Below are 19029 nucleotides of genomic sequence, written 5' to 3' on the forward strand. Positions count from 1 at the left end.
CGGATGTCCTGCGTGTCCCCGTCAGGGGAACGACACCACGTTCGACGGTACGGTCGAGGTTCCGGAGGTCGGGGAGCCCGTGTTGTTGATGACGTGGTTGTACTGGCCCTGGCCGCCGAGTGAGACGACGAGCAGGTCGTGGAACTTCACGCCGGCCTTGACCGGGGCCTCGAAGCCGTGGTCCTGGCGGATGCTGGGGTCGACGTTGTAGTAGCAGTAGCTGCCGAGTCCCCAGCCCTCGTGGGTGTTGACGGAGTCGTCGACCTTGTAGGCGGCGTAGCCCTTGATGTCACCGTTCTGGACGGCTGCCTGGTTGGGGGCGTCGTAGGCCTTCTCGTTCTGGAAGAAGATCGTCTTGCCGTTCTCGCCCGACCAGCGGACGTCGTACTTGTTGAAGTGTTCGACGAAGAGTCCGGTGGCCAGGACGTTGTCGCCGTTGACCTGGAGGCCGTAGTCGGCGCGGTTGGTCTCCCAGCCGATGCCCTCGCCGTGGTCGGCGCGCCAGAGCCAGGTGTGGTCGATGATGGTGTCGTTGCTGTTGATCACCATGCCGGTGGTCGCCTTGCCGGCGCCCGCGCCGCCGACCCGGACGAACACGTCCTGGACGCTGGTCGGGTTGGCCGCGTGGCTCGCGGACGCGCCCTCGGGGCCGACCTGTACGAGGACCTGGGAGTTCTGCGGTCCGGCGTCCACGAGGAGACCGGCCAGCTTGACGCCGTCCACGTCACCGACCTTGAGGGCGGTGACCCCGTTGTCCGGGATGATCGTGGCGAGGCCGAGGCCCAGCACGACCGTGTTGGCGCGGTCGATGTCGATCGTCTGGTTCACGTGGTAGATGCCGGGTGTGAACAGCAGGTGCAGGCCCTGCTGGACGGCCGCGTTGATGGTGGCGGCGGTGGCCCCCGGCTTGACCACGTAGAACTGGCTCAGCGGGATCGACTCGCCCTGCGGGGTACCGCTCCAGGAGACGCCGCGTGCGTTGGTGCGCTTGGCGGGGACGAACACCTTGTAGGCGTCGCCGTCCAGGTAGAGGAACGGCTTCTCGCGGGAGACCGGGGTGTTCTGGAGGGTGGTGTACGGGGGGTTGGGGAAGCTCTGGGCGGGTGCGCCCTCGACGCCGGAGAAGGTCATGTTCCAGACGCCGTTGCCCCAGCTGCCGATGGAGCTGTCGCGGGTGTACCACTGCTGCTGCGAGTACGGGCCGACCTGGCCGTCGATCTTGCTGTCGGCGATGTAGCCGCCGCTCGCCCAGCCGTAGCCGTTCGGGGCGAGGTTGAGGCCGCCCTTGACGTGCATCCGGCGGAACGGTGCGGCCTGGGACACGGCCCAGCGGTCGGTGCCGTTGACCGGGTTCAGTGCCAGGTTCTCCGCCGAACGCCAGAAGTTCTGTGTGGCGTTGCCGTTGAACCAGCCCGCGTCCACGGTGACGTCACCGTTGAACGTGGTGTCGTCCGGCTTCAGGCCGAGACCGGCGATCGAGGTGTAGAAGCCGATCTGCGCGTTGATGTTGTTGTACGTGCCCGGCTTGAACAGCAGCGCGTAGCGGCCGTCACCGAACTGGGCCGACTCCTGCTTCTTGAAGACCTCGTCGACCTTGGCCTGGATGCCGGGCGTCGACGGGTCGAACACCAGGACGTTCGGGCCGAGGTCACCGCCGCCCGGGAGCTGGGGACCCCCGTCACCGCCGGTGGTGCCGAACACCTGGAACTCCCAGAGCGAGTAGCCGTACCCGGTGGCGCGGGTGGTGCCGGTCAGCCGCACGTAGCGGGCGGTGCCCGAGACGTTCAGCGTCTCGTTGCCGCCGGGGCCCGTGGTGGTCGAGTAGGCGGTGTTCCACGTGTTGTTGTCCGTGGAGAACTCGATCTTGTAGCTCTTGGCGTAGGCGGCCTCCCACCTCAGCGCGATCTGGCTGACCGAGGCGGAGGTGCCCAGGTCGACCTTGATCCACTGCGGGTCGGAGAACGCGCTCGACCAGCGGGTGCCGTTGTCACCGTCGACGGCGGCGGTGGCGGGGGTGCCGGCGTTCTCCTGGCTGGACGTGGTCACCGTCTTGCCCTGCGAGAGCAGGGATGGGGCCGCGCCGGCCGCGGTGGACGGCACGAAGGCGAGGAGCGAGACGACGAGACCGGCGACGGCGGCCAGGACGCCCGTGCGTCTCCTTCCGGTCGAGGGTGCGGGTCTGCGGAGCGAGGGGGGTCCATACATGGGGGCTTGTCTCCTGAGTCGCGGAACGGGTGCACGACACGAAGCCGGAGAGCGCTCTCTCCGGCCGATGGGGATACTTCACCCTGGCTCCCGACGCGTCAATAGGTGTGCCGCAAAAGCTTGTTGGCGTGACCTTGGGAACAACAGTTGACGACGGAAAGCTCACGAGTGTCCGCCTTGCGGCCATCTCGCGGGTACCGGAGCCCGCGGGCTGACGCGCCGTCGGTTCAGGTGATGACGGGGCGCGTACGGGGAGTGAGTGCGGTCCTGCGGGTCGTTGCCACCGCAATCACGCGCCGGGCGCGCCCGACGCGCGGACCCCTCCGCAGCCAACGGCCGCGCCTGTTACCGGACATGTTGTCGCCGCCCCGGGGACAGCGGCCCCGGCCCCTCGCTATCCTCCGGGGCATGAGCCGTGAGTGTGGTGCGAGAAGCACCCCTGACCAGGCGCGACGAGGCCAGGGGTGACCGAGATGACGGGCCCCGCGCCCGCGGACGCCCGGACTGTCCCGGCATGGCGGGCGTTCGGCACCCGGCTGCGCCGGTGGCGCAGGCGGGCCGGTCTCACCCAGGCCCAGGTGGGCGCCCGGGTCGGCTACGACCACACCGCCATCAGCAAACTCGAACACGGCAGCCGCCGCGCCCCGCTCCCGCTGGCCCGCCGCCTGGACCAGCTGCTGAGGGCCGACGGGGACCTCGTCGCCGCCTGCGAGGAGGCCGAGGCGGGGGAGCGGACGGAAGTGCTCCCGGTTGCGCCCGGGCCCCTGCCCGACCCGGTCCGGCAGCACCCGCTGCCCGGCGAGCCCATCGGCGGGGAACTCCCGGCGATGCTGCCCCCGGGAACCGTCCTGCCCGGACGGCTGCCGGCGTACGGCCTGGTCTGCCCGCTGCACGGGCGCGACGGCTGCGCGGTCCCGGCGCTAGCCGACGTCGTCGCCCTGCACGCGCGGTTCTGCGCTCCGGGGCCGGAAACCGCCGGCCACCCGGCCCTGGACACCGACACGGTGCACGCCCTGACCGCGCTGCTCGCCGTCTGCCTGCGCGCCGACGAGGAACGGGCCTGGCCCGGAGCGACCGCCGTGGTCGAGCGCACCCTGCACGCGATGCTCCGCTGGATGTCCCTCCCGGCCGCCCCGTACCAGCGCCAACTCGCCCCGCTGGCCGCCGAGTACGCACAGTCGGCCGGCTGCCTCAGGCTCCTGTGGGGCCGCAACGGCACGGCGATGGCCTGGCTGGACCGCTCCCTGGTGTGGGCGGCCATGTCCGGCCACGTCGGCGTCCGGGTCGCGGCGCTCAGCGACATGAGCACCCTGGCCCGGCTGGAGGGCGACGGCCCCTCCGCGCTCGCATACGGCGAGGCCATCCGCCCGGCAGCGGCGGGCCGCCACTGGGCGGGGGCCATGAGCGACCTGTACCAGGCGCGCGGCCACGCGGTGCGCGGCGACGCCGACCGCACCCTGCACCACATCGCCCGGGCCTGGTCGCAGATGGACCTGGCCGGTGAGCGGGACGAGGCCGAGGCGCCCTGGCTCTCCGTCGCCTCCGTGCGCCTGCGGGTGGAGTCCGGCGCGGCGGGCGCCCTGCGCGACCTCGCCGCCGCGACGGGGGAGCGCCGGTACGCGCTGCGCGCCCTGGACGCGGCCGGCAGCGCGATCCGGCTGCTGCCGCCGGGGCTGCACTCGGCCCGCAGGCTGTTCCTGGCCCGCACGGCGGACGCGTACGTCTGCGCGGGCGAACCGGCCGCCGCGTCGGCGGTGGCCGGACCGGTCCTGGACAGCACCGAGGTGCACCCCGAGACCCTGCTCGGCCAGGAGTTGCGCGGGCTGTACGGGCGGCTGGCCGGCCGCTCCGACGGGGGCGCGGAGACCGAGGACTTCGTCCGCAGGCTGGCCGCCGTCGTCCGCTGACGCACAGGGGCGGGGCGTGTGGTCCACGCCCCGCCCCCGTACACACGCCCTCGGTGGTCAGCTCACGTCGAGGGCCACGTCGTCCACGACGAAGCTGGTCTGCAAGTAGGCGTCCTCCTTACTGGTGAAGCCCAGCGTCACCGTCTGCCCGGCGGCCGACGAGACGTCGAAGGTCCGCAGGACGTAGCCGCCGGCCGCGTCGAGGTTCGAGTACGTGGCCAGCGTCCGGGAGCCCAGCTTCACGGTGAACGTGTCGTACGCGTTCCCGTCGGGCGTCTCGGCGGTGTCGGTGCGCAGGTAGAACGACAGCCGGTACGACGAGCAGCCGGCCGGCACGGTCACCGACTGCGTGACGTAGTCGGTGTGGGTGCTGCCCCAGCCGCCGAGCCACGCCTGGTACGAGCCGCTGTGCGCGGGCTTCTCGGAGGTCCGGTTGTTGATCACGCCGTCGGTCTGCGTCCACGGCGCGGTCCCGCTCTCGAACCCGCCGTTGGCCACGACCTGCTGGGGCCGGCAGTTGCCGCCGCCTCCGACCACCAGCGAGTAGGTGGTGGTGTGGGTGGCCGTGCCGGTTCCGGTGACGGTGAGCGTGTACGTACCCGCCGCGGTCTGGGCGCTCGCCGAGACCGTCATGGTGGCCGACGAGCCCGACTGCACGGACGTGGGCGAGAAGGAGACGGTCACACCGCTCGGCGCGCCGGACGCCGACAGCCGCACGCTCTGCGCGTCGCCGCCGGTGGTGGCCGTGGACACGGTCGCGGTGACCGAGTCGCCCGGCTGGACGCTGCCCGAGACCGGGTTCACCGAGACGGAGAAGTCGTCGTCCGGCGCGGTGGAGCCCACGGCGGACTTCCACAGCGTGTACGCGACCCCGTCGGCGCTGCGGTTCAACGCGGTGGCGTTGATGTTGGCGGTGGTGTCGCAGGCCGAGTGGTAGCACGGGTCGTACGAACGGCCCGCCGTGCCGCCCCACTTGGACGCCTGCCCGGACGTCTTGGTGTCACTGGCCCCGGTGGCGTACCCGGAGGTGGCGATGCCCGCCTGCTGGAAGGAGTAGTCGTCGGAGCGGCCCTGGCCCTCCACGTTCTCCTCCGGGGCGAGCCCCAGGGAGTCCCAGTAGGCCTTCATCGGGGCCGACGCGGCGGAGTTGAGGTTGTTGATGAAGTAGCCGCCGTTGACCGAGGCCACCATGTCGAAGTTGTAGTAGGCGGTGATGGCGCTGCGCTGTGCCGAACTCAGCTGGCTCACGTAGTACTTGGAACCCTGGAGGCCCTGTTCCTCACCGTTCCACCAGGCGAACCGGACGTGCTTGGTCATGGTGGGGTTCTGCTGGGCGAGCGCGAGGGCGTTCTCCAGCAGGGTGGCGGAGCCGGAGCCGTTGTCGTTGATCCCGGGTCCGGCGGACACGCCGTCCAGGTGCGCGCCGAACATCACGGTGCTGTCGGCGGGCCCGCCGGGCCAGTCGGCGATGAGGTTCTTGCCGGTGTAGGTGCAGGTGGCGCAGGTCTGCTCGGTGACGGTGTAGCCGGCCGCCTGGAGCTTGCCCTTCACGTAGGAGAGCGAGGCGTTGTAGCCGCTGCTCCCGGCCCGCCGGTTGCCGCCGTTCTGCGAGGCGATGGTGTTGAACTGGGTGAGGTGGGCCTGCACCTTGGCGACGTCGATGTCGGGCGGGGTGCCGCCGGGCGTGCCGCCGCCGTCGTTGACGGTGAGGGTGTACTGCGCGGTGTGGTCCTGCGTGCCGTCACCCTTCACGGTGAAGGTGTAGGAGCCGGGGGCGGCGGCCGACGTCGTCGTGACGGTCATGGCGGAGGTACCGCCGGACTGCACCGAGGCCGGGCTGAAGGAGGCGGTCACCCCGCTGGGCAGGCCGCTCGCGGACAGGCTCACCGTCTGGGCGCTGCCGGAGGTGACCGTCGTACGCACGGTGGCCGTCACCGAGCTGCCGGGCTTCACCGAGCCGGACGCCGGGTCCAGGGACAGCGAGAAGTCGTTGTTGCCGCTCGGCGAGCAACTGGGGTCACCGCTCTGCGCGGGGATGCTGATCGCGTCCCACGCCGCCTTCGTGCGGTTGTACAGGGTGCAGGTGGTGTCGAGGTTCTTCGCGGCGGTCAGGGTGGCCGTCCGGTAGCGCTTGTACGTCATGCCGCTGGTCTTGAGGAGCATGCCGCCGTAGAACACCTTGCCGGCGTCCTGGATGCCGACACCGGTGACCGTGGAGTTGTTGCAGGTGGGGCTGGAGGGCTTGCCGCCGCCGGGGTTGGAGCCCTCGGCGAGCAGATAGAACCAGTGGTTGAGGGGCCCGGCCGCCGCGTGCTCCTCGGTGTTGGGTATGGAGGAGCTGTAGCAGTTCGGGTCGCCGGTCTGGCCGGGGTTGTACATGACCCGGATCGGTCCGTTGCCGACGAGGTTGATCTTCTCGCCGACGGTGTAGTCCGGGTCGTCGTACGGGGCCGGCTCGTTGGTGTACGCCTCGGTCAGCGCGCCCATGATGTCGCCGGTGGCCTCGCCGAGCCCCGACTCGTGATTGGCGCCGCCCGGGGTGTACTGGTCGATGCCGTGGCCGAACTCGTGGGCCACGACGTCCATGGCGCCGATCCACTGGTTGGCCTGGTTGTGGCCGATGGAGACCGTGGAGCCGTCCCAGTAGGCGTTGACGTCGTTGAGGCCCACCTTGACCGGCCAGCTGCGGCCGTTGCCGTCGTGGCCGTTGCGCCCGAGCCAGTCGCGCAGCATGTCCCATTCGTGCTGGGCCGCCCACATCACGTCGACGCAGCCGGTCTCCTTGCTGGACGCGCTGCCGTTGCCCCAGGAGTCGGTGGACTTGGTGAAGACGCTCCCGGTGCTGTAGTCGGCGCAGCTGAGGCCGGTGCGACTCGGGTCGCGCAGCGAGTAACCGCTGCCGGACGAGGTGGTGTCGATGGTGAGCGGATTCGGCCCGTTCCACTGGCTGTTGCCGGTGCCGGCCCGGACGTCGTCGTAGCTGTCGAGGACCGCGCCGGTGCCCGCGTCCACGAACACGTGCAGCCGGCTGGGCGCCTTCGCGGTCCGGCCGGTGAGCACGGTCTCCCAGGCCAGCCGGGAACGCTTGCCGGTGGCCCGGACGACGAGCCGGTGGCTCTCGACCTCGTCCACCGTGCGCAGCTGCTTGCGGGAGGTGGCCTCGGCGGCCTTCGCGGAGACGGTCGCGGTGGTGGGCACGTTGATGCGCCGCGAGACCGCCGACTGCGAACCGCGCACCCGCCCCTTGGAGTCGGCCACCACGACGGCGTCCCCGCCGACGACGGGCAGGCCGCGGTAGGTGCGCTCGTACGCGACGGAGTAGAGGCCGTTGATCCACGGGGTGACCATCCGGCGCTCGTAGCGCTCGTCAGGCCCCTTGGCCAGGGTGTCGAGCCCGCTGGCAGCGGCCTTGTCGGCGGCCGAGACAGCGGTGGTGAGCGCCTTGGGGGCGGGCGGCGGGGCGGGGTCCGCCGAGGCGGACGGGCCGCTGACGGCGACCAGCATTCCGGCGAGGACGGCCAGGGTCGTCCCGGCCGTCATCGGTCTGCGTTTCATCGAGGCTCCTCATGGGGTCCGTGATCGAGCGACCGAACACTCACATGTGGTCATGACCCCGTCAACGAACTGCGGGCGCCCGCGAGGGAGTTGGCAAGTCTCGTCAAGTAGGGCGGAGGTGCCGCAGGAAGCACCCGCGAAAAAAGTGGATGGACAGGCGGGGAGACGGAAGTTATCCCTTCAGGTGCCCCTTCTCCACGCATCGACCACAAGGAAGGCACCCGCCTTGACCTCACACTCCCTCAGCGCAGCGGCCGCCGGCACCTGGCGGCTCGGTGATCTGACCGTCAACCGGATGGGCTTCGGCGCCATGCGGCTGACCCAGAACGGCCGGGCGTTCAGCGACGAGCGCACCCCGCACGACCGCGACCGGGCCGTCGCGGTGCTGCGCCGCGCCGTCGAGCTGGGCGTGAACCACATCGACACGGCGGCCTTCTACTTCTCGCCCCTGCGCTCGGCCAACGAGCTGATCAACCGGGCGCTCGGCCCCTACCCGGACGACCTGGTCATCACCACCAAGGTGGGCCCGGGCCGCGGCCCCTCCGGCGACTGGCTCGACTGGGCCCGCCCCGAGCAGCTGCGCGGCCAGGTCCAGGAGAACATCCGCCAGCTCGGCCGCGACCACCTCGACGTGGTGAACCTCCGGATGAACGGCAACCGCCCCGTCTCCGACCTCTTCGGCGCCCTGGCCGAACTGCGCGAGGAAGGGCTCATCCGCCACCTGGGCCTCTCCAACGTCTGGCCGGAGCAGATAACCGAGGCCCAGGCCATCGCGCCCGTCGTCTGCGTGCAGAACCGCTACGGCATCGGCGAGCGGCGCGCGGACTCCCAGGAGGTCCTGCGCATGTGCGGTGAACGGGGCATCGCCTTCGTCCCCTTCTACGCCATCGCGGGCGCCGGCCGCGAGTCCGGGGCCGTCGCCGAGCACGAGGCGCTGCTCGACGTGGCCCGCGCCCGGGACGTCTCGCCCGCCCAGGTCCGGCTGGCGTGGACGCTCCAGCAGGGTCCGCACGTCCTGGCCATCCCGGGCACCGGCGACCCCGCCCACCTGGAGGCCAATGTGGCGGCGGGCGCCCTGCGGCTGACCGGCGAGGAGATGGCGCGCCTCACCGCGCTCGGGCAGGCCGCCGGGGCGGACGTAGCATGATCCCCATGGAACAGCGCGAACTGGGCAGGACCGGACGGAACGTGTCGGTCGTCGGACTGGGCACCTGGCAACTCGGCGGGGACTGGGGCGAGGTCCGCGAGGAGGACGCCCTCGGGGTGCTCGACGCGGCCGTCGAAGCGGGGGTCACCTTCTTCGACACGGCGGACGTCTACGGGGACGGCCGCAGCGAACAGCTCATCGGCCGCTATCTGAAGGAACGGCCCGACGCCGGAGTCTTCGTGGCGACGAAGATGGGCCGCCGCGTCGACCAGCTGCCGGAGAACTACACCCTGGAGAACTTCCGCGCCTGGAACGACCGTTCCCGCGCCAACCTGGGCGTCGACACCCTCGACCTCGTGCAGCTGCACTGTCCGCCCACCGCCGTCTACTCCTCCGACGAGGTGTACGACGCGCTGGACACGCTCGTCGCCGAGCAGCGGATCGCGGCCTACGCGGTCAGCGTCGAGACGTGCGCGGAGGCCCTGGCGGCCATCGCCCGCCCGGGGGTGTCGAGCGTCCAGATCATCCTGAACCCGTTCCGCCTCAAGCCGCTGGACGAGGTCCTGCCGGCGGCGCGGGCGGCAGGGGTGGGCATCATCGCCCGGGTGCCGCTGGCCTCCGGGCTGCTCTCGGGCAAGTACACCGCGGACACCGTCTTCGCCCCCGAGGACCACCGCACCTACAACCGGCACGGCGAGGCGTTCGACCAGGGCGAGACCTTCTCCGGCGTCGACTACGGCACGGGCGTGGCGGCCGCCGCCGAGTTCGCCGGGCTGGCCCCCGAGGGCGCGACCCCGGCACAGACGGCGCTGCGCTGGATCATCCAGCAGCCGGGCGTCACCAGCGTCATCCCCGGCGCGCGCTCCACGGAGCAGGCACGGGCCAACGCGTCCGCCGCCGCGCTCGCCCCGCTCCCGCAGAGCACGCTGGACGCGGTGCGCGACCTCTACGACCGGAGGTTCCGCGCGACGGTCCACGACCGCTGGTAGTCACCGCCCGGAGAACAGGCTCATCCCCAGGAACACGGCCGCCAGAAAGGCGATCGCGCCCGCGATGGCACTGGCCACCCTGGGCCGGCGCCGGATCGCCTCGCCGGCGGTCCGGCGCCGGCCCTTCCCGGTCCTGGCCGCCGCACGCCGACCGTGCCCGCCCTGTCCGTGCACGGTCCCGTGTCCCGCCGGCGCCTGCGGCAGCCGGTACGTCGTCGGCGCACCGGAGTCCGTCGCCGGCAGCGGGGCGGGTGCGGCGGGGAAGTGCGCGGGGGCGGGGGCCCGCTCCGGCGCAGGCTGGTGCGGCGGCAGTGGTTCCGGGCGGCCCCGCCAGGCGTCGCCGTGGAACCAGTCGGCGACCTGCTGCGCGGTGGGCCGGTCCTCCGGCTGCTTGGCGAGCAGGCCGAGCAGGTACGTGTCGAAGGCGGCGGGGACGTCCACGCCACGCCGGCGCAGCGGCACCGGAGGCGTGTCCACGTGCTGGTACAGGGTGGCCGTCGCGGTGTCCGAACGGAACGGCGGCTCACCGAGCAGCAGCTGGTAGACGACGCAGCCGAGCGAGTACATGTCGGACGCGGCGTCGGCGGTGCGGCCGAGCGCCCGCTCCGGGGCGAGGTAGAGACTCGTGCCGACGATGTGGCCCGTCGTCGTCAGCGCGGCGGACGGGTCGTCCACGAACTGCGCGATGCCGAAGTCCCCGATCTTGACGGTGCCTTCGCCGTCCAGCATGAGGTTCCCGGGCTTGATGTCGCGGTGGACGATGCCCTGGCGGTGCGCGGCGGCCAGCCCGGCGGCGGCCTGCCCGGCGATGCGGGCGGCCTGCTCGGGGCCCAGCCGTTCCTGGGCCAGCAGCAGATCCGCCAGGCTCCGCCCCTCGACCAGCTCCATCACGAGGAAGAGCCGGTTCTCCCAGGCCCCGAAGTCGAAGACGGCCACCAGATGAGGGTGGCTCAGACGGGCGGCGGTCTGGGCCTCCAGGCGGAACCGCGCGGTGGCCGACTCGTCGGCGTGTTCCCCGAGGAGCAGCTTCACGGCGACGGCGCGGCCGAGGACTTCGTCGGTGGCCCGCCAGACCTCACCCATCCCGCCCCGGCCGATGGCGGATATCAACCGGTACCGACCAGCAACCAGCACCTGTGCACACCAATCTCGATAGCTCGGGCTCGCACGGCCCGGACCGAGGACCGCTTCGACTGCCGCGGCGACGGCCTCGCCGGGGCGAGAGCGGGGTGGGGGAGCGCGACAAGATCAGGATATCCGGCGTGCGGACCCCGTACGACCGGACCTCCTCAACGCGCGGCCCCGCCCAGCGATTCGACCAGGGGGAGCAGCCGGTGCGGCACGCGTTCGCGCAACGCGACCTCGGTCCGGGTCCTGACCACGCCGGGCAGCCGGATGAGCCGCTGGATGACGTCCTCCAGGTGCCCGTTGTCCCGGGCGACCACCCTGGTCAGCAGGTCGCCGCCGCCCGTGGTCGAGAAAGCCTCGATGATCTCGGGCACGGCGGCGAGCGCGTCGCCCACCTCGTCCAGGTGGCCCTGGGTGACCTCCAGGTGCACGAAGGCGAGGACGGGGTGGCCGAGGGCGGCGGGGGAGAGGAAGGGGCCGCTCCCGGTGATCACGCCGTCGCGCTCCAGCCGGTCGATCCGCGCCTGGAGGGTGCCCCGGGCGATGGACAGGATGCGTGCGTACTCGCGCACGCTCGTCTGCGGCTGCTCGATGAGCAGCCGCAGGATACGGGTGTCGAGCGCGTCCACCGCCATGCTTCGCCGGCCTCTTTCGGTGCGTCCTTCGGGGGCCAGCGACTGTACCAACGGCGTTCGTCCGCGGCGGGCCGCGCGGCACCGTCCCGGCCGGATGTGCCCCCTGCGCGGGTGTGTGGCGCGGGCAGGGCTGCCACCGCTGGTCCGTTGGCCGGCGACTGGTCGCCCGGAGGCGCCCTTGGGTGTACCAATGGTCCAGTGAATCGAGTTCAATTTGAGCCAACCGCCCTTCGGATGGTCTGATGTATCCGTCGATGGCGCTGCGGACCTCCGCGGCGCCTTTTTCATGCCTGGAACGGAGAGCCGGTGGACCGGAGTGGGGGAGCGGCAGTGCTGCTCAGGAAAGCGTTCGTGGCCCGGGACCCGGGACGGCTGCGCCTGCGCTTCGCCGGTCGCGCGGTGCTCGGCATCGGGCTCGCCGTCGTGGTGTGCGGGCTCGTCGGCCACTCGCTCGTGGCGGCCGTCACCGGCGGCCTGGCCGCGCTCCTCGCGCTGTTCACCGTGACCGACCCCACGGTCCGGGGCCAGGCGGTCACCACCGCGCTGCTGCCCGCCGTGGGCTTCCCGGTGCTCGCGCTCGCCGCCGTGCTCCACGACCACCCGCTCGCCCGCGACACCGCGTTCCTCGCGGTCATGGGCGCGGGGGTCTACGCCAGGCGGTGGGGGCCGCGCGGGCACTCCCTCGGCGTCTTCGCCTTCATGGCGTTCTTCACCACCCAGTTCCTCCACACCCTGCCCGGGCAGCTCCCCGAGCTCTACTCCGCCGTCGCCCTGTCCCTGCTCTCCGCGTCGGCCGTCCGCTTCGGTCTCTGGTGCTACGAGCGCCGGTCGGCCGTCCCCACCGTCCCCGCCCCGCCCTCCGGCACCGGCCTGGCCAGGGTCACCACCCGCCAGGCCGTCCAGGCGGTCACCGGCGGAGCCGTCGCGCTCATGGCCGGGCAGCTGATGTCCGACCAGCGCTGGTACTGGGCCGTCGGCGCCACCTGGTGGGTCTTCGTGAACACCGCCTCGCGCGGCGAGACCCTGGTACGCGGCTTCCGCCGGGTGCTGGGCACGCTCATCGGCATCCCGGTCGGCCTCGCCGTCGTCGTCCCGCTGCACGGGGCGCCCGTGCCCACGGCCCTCGTCGTCGCCGCCGGCGTCTTCGGGATCTTCTACACGGCCGCGGTCTCCTACACCTGGATGATGTTCTCCGTGACGGTCATGGCCGGCGCGCTCTACGGCGCGCTGGGCGTGCTCGACCCCGGGCTGCTCGCCCTGCGGCTCGGCGAGACGGCTGTCGGCGCGCTCGGCGCGATGCTCGCGGTGCTGTGCGTCCTGCCCGTCACCACGCACGCCACGACCGACGCCTGGATCCAGCGCGCCCTGCGCTGCGTGCACGCCTGCACCGAGGAGGCCGCCGCCCGGCTCTCCGGCTCCGCCACCGCCGACCCGGCCCCGCGCGTCACGGAGCTGGAAGCGCTTCTCGGGCGCGTCCGCCTCTCGCTCGCCCCGCTGGTCCACCCGCTGAGCCCGCTCCGCGCCCGCCGGGCCCGGGCCGGACACGTGCTGGCCCTGCTCGACGAGTGCGCCCGCGAGGTGCGGGGCCTCGCCTCGGTGGCCGCCGACCCGGAGGCGTCCCACGACGCCCGGCTCGCCGCCGCCTGCTGGCGCGTCGAGAACGCGGTGGAGGCGCTGACCGGGCGCACGACCGTCGCGTCCGCCGTCCCGGCGCCCCCCGCCGCCACCGAACCCGCCCTCGCCCACCTGCACAGCCTGGAACGCGCGCTCGCCGAACTCGCCGCGCCGCTCCACAGCCCGCCGAGCGCACCCCTGGTCACGGCCTGAGGGCTGTCCCGACCCACCACCCCTGGTCTGGACCACGCCTCGCCCTGCTACCGTCGCGGCAAAGATCACGACGGCCACGTCCGCCGCGCACAGCCGGCGGGGAGGAGCAGCGGTGGACAGCAGCAACGGAGCGGGACGGGCATTCATCGGGTCGTTCACCTCGGCCGGAGGGCGGGGCGTCACCGTCGCCGCCGTGGACGCGGAGACCGGCGCGCTCACCGTCCTGGGGGCCACGGACGCCGTGCCCGACCCCTCCTACCTGGCGCTGGGCCCCGGCGGCACGGTCCTGTACGCGGTCAGCGAGACCGAGCCGGGCGGCGCGGCGGCCCTGGACGTGACCACGGACGAGCCCTGTCCGCTCGGCGGGGTCCGGGCGGTGGACGGCGACGGCCCCACCCACCTCACCCTCGCCGCCGGCCACCTGGTCACCGCGAACTACGGCTCGGGCAGCGTCAGCGTGCTGCCCGTCGCCGGGGACGGTACCCTCGGCCCCGTCGCCGCCGTCCTCGCGCACGAGGGCGGCGGACCGGTCGCGGACCGCCAGGAGGGCCCGCACGCCCACCAGGTCCTGCCCGACCCCTCCGGGGCCTGGCTGCTCGGCGTCGACCTCGGCACCGACTCGGTACGCGTCAGCGTGGTCGACCCGGCCACCGGCGAGCTGCGCCCGCACGGCGAGACGGCCCTGCGCCCCGGCACCGGCCCCCGCCACCTGGCCTTCCACCCCTCGGGCCGCCACGCCTATGTGCTGAACGAGCTGGAACCCACGCTCACCGTGTGCCGCTGGGACGCCGCGGCCGGCGTCCTGGAGCCGGTCGGCGAGACCCGGGTGCTCCCCGAGGACGCGACCGGCGAGAGCTACGCCTCCGAGGTCGTCGTCGCCCACGACGGCCGGTTCGTGTGGGCGGCGAACCGGGGCCACGACAGCATCTCCGTCCTCGCGCTCGACGCGACCGGTGAGAAGCCGTCCCTGGTCACGACCGTGGGCTGCGGCGGGCACTGGCCCCGCGACCTCGCGCTGGACCCGGCCGGGCGCCGGCTGTACGCGGCCAACGAGCGCAGCGGGAACGTCGCCTGGTTCACCGTGGACCCACAGACCGGTGTCCCGCGCCACGACGGCACCCTGGACGCCCCGGCGGCCTCCTGCGTGGTCTTCGGCTGATCCCCCTCGGACACGACCGGGGCCCCGGTGCCGGACTGCCGTCCGGGCCGGGGCGCCGCTCATGCCGAAAGGGTCAGCGGGCCTGCGCCCCCTGCGCCACCGCGGGAGCGATCCCGAGGGCGGAGGTGTACATCGAGAGGACCAGCTTGCCGATCGCCGGGTACGCGCCCAGCGGCTCGGCGCTCGCGCAGCCGGCCTCCTTGGCCGCGGCGTCCAGCAGCTCCTCCGGCACCTCGGGGCCCACCAGGTACGGCGCCACGGCCAGCTGGAGCGAGCCGGAGCCCTTCAGCTGATCGGCGATCGCGGCGACCGAGCCCTCCACGTCGAGCGCGGCGGCCATCACCGGCACCGCGAGCCGGGCCGCGAGCAGCATGCCCGTGATCCCCGCCGCCTGCACGGCCTCCTCGCCGCCCACCGTGGCGAGCACGATGCCGTCGGCGGCCGTCGCCACCGTGAAGAGCCTGGCGCGGTCCGCGCGGGCCAGCCCGGCCTCCGAAAGCCGGACGTGCAGCGCCTCGGCCAGCAGCGGGTGCGGGCCGAGCACGTCGGTCAGCTCCGCCGGGGCCTCGCTGTCGGTGATCGCCTGACGTATCCGCTGCACCAGCGAGGTGTCCGGGCCCGCGAGCAGCGGGACCACCACGGCGGCCGGGCCCTCGGGCTCGGCGACCTCACGGCCCACGGCCAGCGCCTGCTCGTAGCGCGCGGTGCGCTCGGCGGCGGAATGCGCGATCACGGAGGCCAGTGCCGGGTACTCGGCGTCGTCCCCGTCCACGTAACCGATCAGGGCGTTCAGACCGGGCAGCTCGGAACGGGCGATGCTGACGACCTCTTCGGCCAGACTGCGGCTCGTCGAGGAGGGGGTACCGGGAACGGCGAGAACGAGCGCGGCAGCGCCCTCGGGTGCGACCACGGGCTCCGGGCGGCGGTGCCGTCCGGACTGGCGAGGTCGCGGCATTCGTACAGGCAGGCCGGAAGCGGGCCCAGTGGGGGTGCTCATGGCGCCGCATGCTACTGGTTTTGGACGGTGGCCTGCGCGGGGAGGGTCCGGTCGAGCGGCCTCTGTCCGCTTTTATCCGATCAGTGGCTTACCCGGAGACTGCCCTGATCTGTCGTCAGCGTCCGCCACCCGTCGCCCTACGGCCGGGGCCCCGGCGCCGGAACGCAGAGCAGCGTCGCGTGGTGCGGCAGCCTGAGCCGTCCGGCGGCCAGGGCCTGGGCGATGCGCAGCGCACCGATCAGGGGATCACCCGAACCGGGGACGGCCCGAGCCCGGGGCAGCAGCCGCGCCAGCTCCTCGCGCAGCGGTCCGAGCAGCGGTTCGCCCATCCGGAACAGCCCGCCCGTCAGAGCGACTTCGCAGGCCTCCTCGTCCGCCGCCGCCTCCGGGCACACCGCCGCGGCGGCCTCCGCGATGTGCGCGGCGGCTCCCCGCAGGATGCCCTCGGCGACCGGGTCGCGGTCCGCGCACGCGGCCACCTCCGGCGCGAACGAGGCCAGCAGCGCGGGGCGGTCGGCGCGCGGGTAGAGCAGACCGGGCAGCTCCTGCGGCGGCCCGAACACCGCTTCCAGCCGGGCCAGCAGCGCGGACGAACCGCCGCGCCGCCCGTCGTGGGCGCGCATCGCGGCGTCGAGCCCGGCCCGCCCGATCCAGGCACCGCCCCCGCTGTCGCCCAGCAGGTGGCCCCAGCCGTCCGCCCGCCGCCACCGCGTCAGGTCCGTGCCCAGCGCGATCAGCCCGGTGCCGGCGGCCACCACGGCCCCGGGCCGCTGCCCGACCGCCCCGGCGTACGCGGTCACCGCGTCCGCCGCGAGGGCGATCCGGCGCACCCCCAGCGCGTCCGCCAGGGCGCCCGGCAGTTCGGCGCGCAGCTCGTCGCCGAGCGTGGCCATCCCCGCGGCGCCGACCGCCGCGGCGGTGATCCGCCCACCGGGGGCGTGCTCGTCGAGCAGGCCGCGTACGGCGGGCAGCACCTGCTCCAGGAGATGCGCGGCGTCGATGCCGCGCGGTCCGGTGCGCACCGGACCGCCGCACGCGACGGTGGACAGCGGGGCGTCGGCCTCCGCCGTGCCCAGCGCCACCCGGAGCCCGGAGCCGCCCGAATCCACACCGATGACACAGGTGCCCGGTTGTCCGTGCGACGTCATGGACCGGCTCCCGGGACGAGAAGGTGAGGGACGGCAGCACCCTAACCCCGGGGCGCCGCGTTGCGCCGGTAGGGTGATCTTCCGTGACAGCGCGACCGTTGAACGAAGTAGTCGAGCCCGGCTGGGCCGACGCCCTGGCCCCCGTGGCGGGGCGCATCGCCGAGATGGGCGATTTCCTGCGCGCGGAGGTGGCGGCCGGCCGCACCTACCTCCCCTCCGGGGCGAACGTGCTGCGCGCGTTCCAGCAGCCCTTCGCGGACGTACGGGTCCTGATCGTCGGTCAGGACCCTTACCCCACACCGGGAATGGCGATCGGGCTGAGCTTCGCGGTCTCCCCCGAGGTGCGCCGGATTCCGGACAGCCTGGAGAACATCTACCGCGAGCTGCACACCGACCTCGGGCTGCCCCGTCCGTCCAACGGCGATCTGACGCCGTGGACGCGACAGGGCGTACTGCTGCTGAACCGGGCGCTCACGACCGCACCGCGTCGCGCGGGCGCCCACCGGGGCAAGGGCTGGGAGGCGGTCACCGAACAGGCCATCCGCGCGCTGGTCGCGCGAGGGACCCCGCTCGTCTCCATCCTCTGGGGCCGCGACGCCCAGAATCTGCGGCCCCTGCTGGGCGACTACCCGTCGGTCGAGTCGGCCCATCCCTCGCCGAGGTCGGCGGACCGGGGCTTCTTCGGTTCGCGTCCCTTCAGCCGGGCCAACGCACTCCTGGTCCAGCAGGGCTCCCAGCCGGTCGACTGGCGCCTGCCGTAAGGGGCTTCCGCGGCGCTCACAGCTCCACCGCAGCCGCCCGTACGCACAGCACGTCCGGGAGGTGGGAGGCGAGCTGCTCCCAGCTGTCCCCGTCGTCCGCGCTGGCGTACAACTCGCCGTTGCGGTTGCCGAAGTACACCCCGGCCGGGTCCGCGTCGTCCGTGCAGAGCGCGTCGCGCAGCACCGTGCCGTAGTGCGCGCTCTCGGGCAGGCCCGCCGACAGCGGCTCCCAGTGGGCGCCCGCGTCGGTGGTCCGGAAGACCCGGCAGCGGTGCTCGGCCGGCACCCGGTCGGCGTCGGCGTTGATGGGGAAGACGTATGCGGTGTCCGCGCGGTGCGGGTGGGCGGCCACGGCGAAGCCGAAGTCCGAGGGCAGGCCCGCGCCGATGTCCGTCCAGTTGCCCCCGGCGTCGTCGCTGCGGAAGACGCCCCAGTGGTTCTGGAGGTAGAGGCGGTCCGGGTCGGCCGCGTCCCGGCTGACCTTGTGCACGCACTGGCCGAACTCCGGGTCCGGGTCGGGCAGGAAGACCGCCGACACCCCCTTGTTGGCCGGGGCCCAGCTCTCGCCGCCGTCGGACGTCCGGAACACCCCGGCGGTGGAGACCGCGACCGTCACGGCGCGCGCGTCCCGCTCGTCGGTCAGGATCGTGTGCAGTCCCTCGCCGCCTCCGCCGGGCACCCACCGCGAACGCGTCGGGTGCTCCCACAGCGGGCGCACCAGCTCGAAGGACTCGCCCCCGTCCTCGGACCGGAAGAGCGCGGCCGGCTCCGTGCCCGCGTAGACGACGTTCGGCGCCTCGGGCCCCGCCGGATGCAGTTGCCACACCCGCTCCAGCGAGGTCCCGGTGAACTCCGGGAACTTCACCGCCGGGATCTTCGGCTCCACCCAGCTCGCGCCCAGATCGTCGGAGTGGAAGACGGACGGGCCCCAGTGCGCGCTGTCCCCGCCGACCAGCAGCCGGGGCCGGTCGCCCCGGGTGTCGATGGCGACCGAGTAGACCGCCTGGGCGTTGAAATGCGGGCCGTCGAACTCCCACGTGCCGCCGCGCCCGCGGCCGATGAAGAGCCCCTTGCGGGTGCCCACGGTGAGCAGTACCCCGGTCATGACCGAACCTCCCGAAACGCCGATGTGCCGGATATCGGTCAGTCTGCACCCCGGCACCCGCGGCGGCCCGGACCACGGCCCGGGGTGTCCCGGTCCGGGCGGACCAGGACCAGGGCCTGTCGGACAGGCCCTAGCTGTTCTGTCCCGGGAGGTTGTGGACGGGTGAGGCAGGTCTCGGCTGTGGGTTCTTGAATGGGTGAGGGCCTTCCGGGTTCGGTGTGGATTGCGACGTCTACACCGACCAGAAAGGCCCTCGTGCCCCACCGTAATGCACCCCTGACCGAGACCGGCCGCCTGCGTCTGGCGCGCTGCGTGGTCGAGGACGGCTGGCCCCTGCGCCGGGCTGCCGAACGCTTCCAGGTCTCACCCATCACGGCCCAACGCTGGGCACACCGTTACCGCCTCCTCGGCGAGGCCGGCATGACCGACCGTTCGAGCCGCCCGCACCACAGCCCGCGCCAGACCC

14 protein-coding genes are annotated in these 19029 nt (G+C 73.1%); 7 read left to right on the forward strand and 7 right to left on the reverse strand.

Annotated features, from left to right (window positions below):
* Positions 1-21: 21 nt before the first annotated feature.
* The gene (locus ACFUJY_RS31365; RefSeq protein WP_383305835.1) at positions 22-2205 is read right to left on the reverse strand and encodes a discoidin domain-containing protein; all 2184 of its coding nucleotides are present in this window, start codon (positions 2203-2205) and stop codon (positions 22-24) included.
* Positions 2206-2678: 473 nt separating this feature from the next.
* Between ACFUJY_RS31365 and ACFUJY_RS31370 the strand changes: the two genes are divergently transcribed.
* On the forward strand, positions 2679-4112 hold the full coding sequence (locus ACFUJY_RS31370) for a helix-turn-helix domain-containing protein (protein ID WP_383305872.1): 1434 nt from the start codon (positions 2679-2681) through the stop codon (positions 4110-4112).
* Between the two features lie 57 nt (positions 4113-4169).
* Here ACFUJY_RS31370 and ACFUJY_RS31375 read toward each other — a convergent pair whose 3' ends face one another.
* Positions 4170-7652 carry a M28 family peptidase gene (locus tag ACFUJY_RS31375; RefSeq protein ID WP_383305875.1) on the reverse strand — a complete coding sequence of 1161 codons (3483 nt, stop codon included), beginning with the start codon at positions 7650-7652 and terminating at the stop codon, positions 4170-4172.
* Positions 7653-7893: 241 nt separating this feature from the next.
* On the opposite strand from ACFUJY_RS31375, the gene ACFUJY_RS31380 reads away from it, so the two are divergent.
* The gene (locus ACFUJY_RS31380; protein ID WP_383305837.1) at positions 7894-8814 is read left to right on the forward strand and encodes an aldo/keto reductase; all 921 of its coding nucleotides are present in this window, start codon (positions 7894-7896) and stop codon (positions 8812-8814) included.
* Positions 8811-9803, forward strand: a complete 993-nt coding sequence (locus tag ACFUJY_RS31385) for an aldo/keto reductase (protein WP_383305840.1) — start codon at positions 8811-8813, stop codon at positions 9801-9803. Before ACFUJY_RS31380 ends, ACFUJY_RS31385 begins: the two co-directional genes overlap by 4 nt.
* Here ACFUJY_RS31385 and ACFUJY_RS31390 read toward each other — a convergent pair whose 3' ends face one another.
* Entirely contained in the window at positions 9804-10886 is a 1083-nt protein-coding gene (locus ACFUJY_RS31390; RefSeq protein ID WP_383305877.1) for a serine/threonine-protein kinase, read from the reverse strand.
* A 206-nt stretch (positions 10887-11092) separates the two neighbouring features.
* Positions 11093-11566, reverse strand: coding sequence for an Lrp/AsnC family transcriptional regulator (locus ACFUJY_RS31395; RefSeq protein WP_164398671.1), 474 nt, complete (start codon positions 11564-11566; stop codon positions 11093-11095).
* A 333-nt stretch (positions 11567-11899) separates the two neighbouring features.
* Between ACFUJY_RS31395 and ACFUJY_RS31400 the strand changes: the two genes are divergently transcribed.
* Both ACFUJY_RS31400 and ACFUJY_RS31405 read left to right on the forward strand, forming a co-directional pair.
* Positions 11900-13393, forward strand: coding sequence for an FUSC family protein (locus ACFUJY_RS31400; RefSeq protein ID WP_383305879.1), 1494 nt, complete (start codon positions 11900-11902; stop codon positions 13391-13393).
* A 112-nt stretch (positions 13394-13505) separates the two neighbouring features.
* Entirely contained in the window at positions 13506-14552 is a 1047-nt protein-coding gene (locus ACFUJY_RS31405; protein WP_383305843.1) for a lactonase family protein, read from the forward strand.
* 73 nt (positions 14553-14625) lie between these two features.
* Here the strand turns inward: ACFUJY_RS31405 and ACFUJY_RS31410 are convergent, their stop codons facing one another.
* Both ACFUJY_RS31410 and ACFUJY_RS31415 read right to left on the reverse strand, forming a co-directional pair.
* Entirely contained in the window at positions 14626-15549 is a 924-nt protein-coding gene (locus ACFUJY_RS31410; RefSeq protein WP_383305845.1) for a sirohydrochlorin chelatase, read from the reverse strand.
* Positions 15550-15686: 137 nt separating this feature from the next.
* On the reverse strand, positions 15687-16697 hold the full coding sequence (locus tag ACFUJY_RS31415; RefSeq protein WP_383305847.1) for an N-acetylglucosamine kinase: 1011 nt from the start codon (positions 16695-16697) through the stop codon (positions 15687-15689).
* Positions 16698-16780: 83 nt separating this feature from the next.
* Between ACFUJY_RS31415 and ACFUJY_RS31420 the strand changes: the two genes are divergently transcribed.
* The gene (locus ACFUJY_RS31420) at positions 16781-17458 is read left to right on the forward strand and encodes a uracil-DNA glycosylase (RefSeq protein ID WP_383305849.1); all 678 of its coding nucleotides are present in this window, start codon (positions 16781-16783) and stop codon (positions 17456-17458) included.
* A 16-nt stretch (positions 17459-17474) separates the two neighbouring features.
* Here ACFUJY_RS31420 and ACFUJY_RS31425 read toward each other — a convergent pair whose 3' ends face one another.
* On the reverse strand, positions 17475-18563 hold the full coding sequence (locus ACFUJY_RS31425) for a WD40/YVTN/BNR-like repeat-containing protein (RefSeq protein WP_383305851.1): 1089 nt from the start codon (positions 18561-18563) through the stop codon (positions 17475-17477).
* A gap of 255 nt (positions 18564-18818) precedes the next feature.
* Here ACFUJY_RS31425 and ACFUJY_RS31430 point away from each other — a divergent pair.
* Positions 18819-19029 (forward strand): leucine zipper domain-containing protein (locus ACFUJY_RS31430; RefSeq protein WP_383305853.1); only part of this gene is annotated, 211 nt, incomplete at its 3' end.

The organism is Streptomyces sp. NPDC057249 (assembly GCF_042669245.1).
Lineage (GTDB): Bacteria > Actinomycetota > Actinomycetes > Streptomycetales > Streptomycetaceae > Streptomyces.

Excerpts from the sequence above, each read along its gene's own strand:
- ACFUJY_RS31365 (WP_383305835.1), bottom strand. The coding sequence starts at position 2,205 with ATGTATGGACCCCCCTCGCTCCGCAGACCCGCACCCTCGACCGGAAGG.
- ACFUJY_RS31370 (WP_383305872.1), top strand. The coding sequence starts at position 2,679 with ATGACGGGCCCCGCGCCCGCGGACGCCCGGACTGTCCCGGCATGGCGG.
- ACFUJY_RS31375 (WP_383305875.1), bottom strand. The coding sequence starts at position 7,652 with ATGACGGCCGGGACGACCCTGGCCGTCCTCGCCGGAATGCTGGTCGCC.
- ACFUJY_RS31385 (WP_383305840.1), top strand. The coding sequence starts at position 8,811 with ATGATCCCCATGGAACAGCGCGAACTGGGCAGGACCGGACGGAACGTG.
- ACFUJY_RS31390 (WP_383305877.1), bottom strand. The coding sequence starts at position 10,886 with ATGGGTGAGGTCTGGCGGGCCACCGACGAAGTCCTCGGCCGCGCCGTC.
- ACFUJY_RS31395 (WP_164398671.1), bottom strand. The coding sequence starts at position 11,566 with ATGGCGGTGGACGCGCTCGACACCCGTATCCTGCGGCTGCTCATCGAG.
- ACFUJY_RS31410 (WP_383305845.1), bottom strand. The coding sequence starts at position 15,549 with ATGAGCACCCCCACTGGGCCCGCTTCCGGCCTGCCTGTACGAATGCCG.
- ACFUJY_RS31415 (WP_383305847.1), bottom strand. The coding sequence starts at position 16,697 with ATGACGTCGCACGGACAACCGGGCACCTGTGTCATCGGTGTGGATTCG.
- ACFUJY_RS31425 (WP_383305851.1), bottom strand. The coding sequence starts at position 18,563 with ATGACCGGGGTACTGCTCACCGTGGGCACCCGCAAGGGGCTCTTCATC.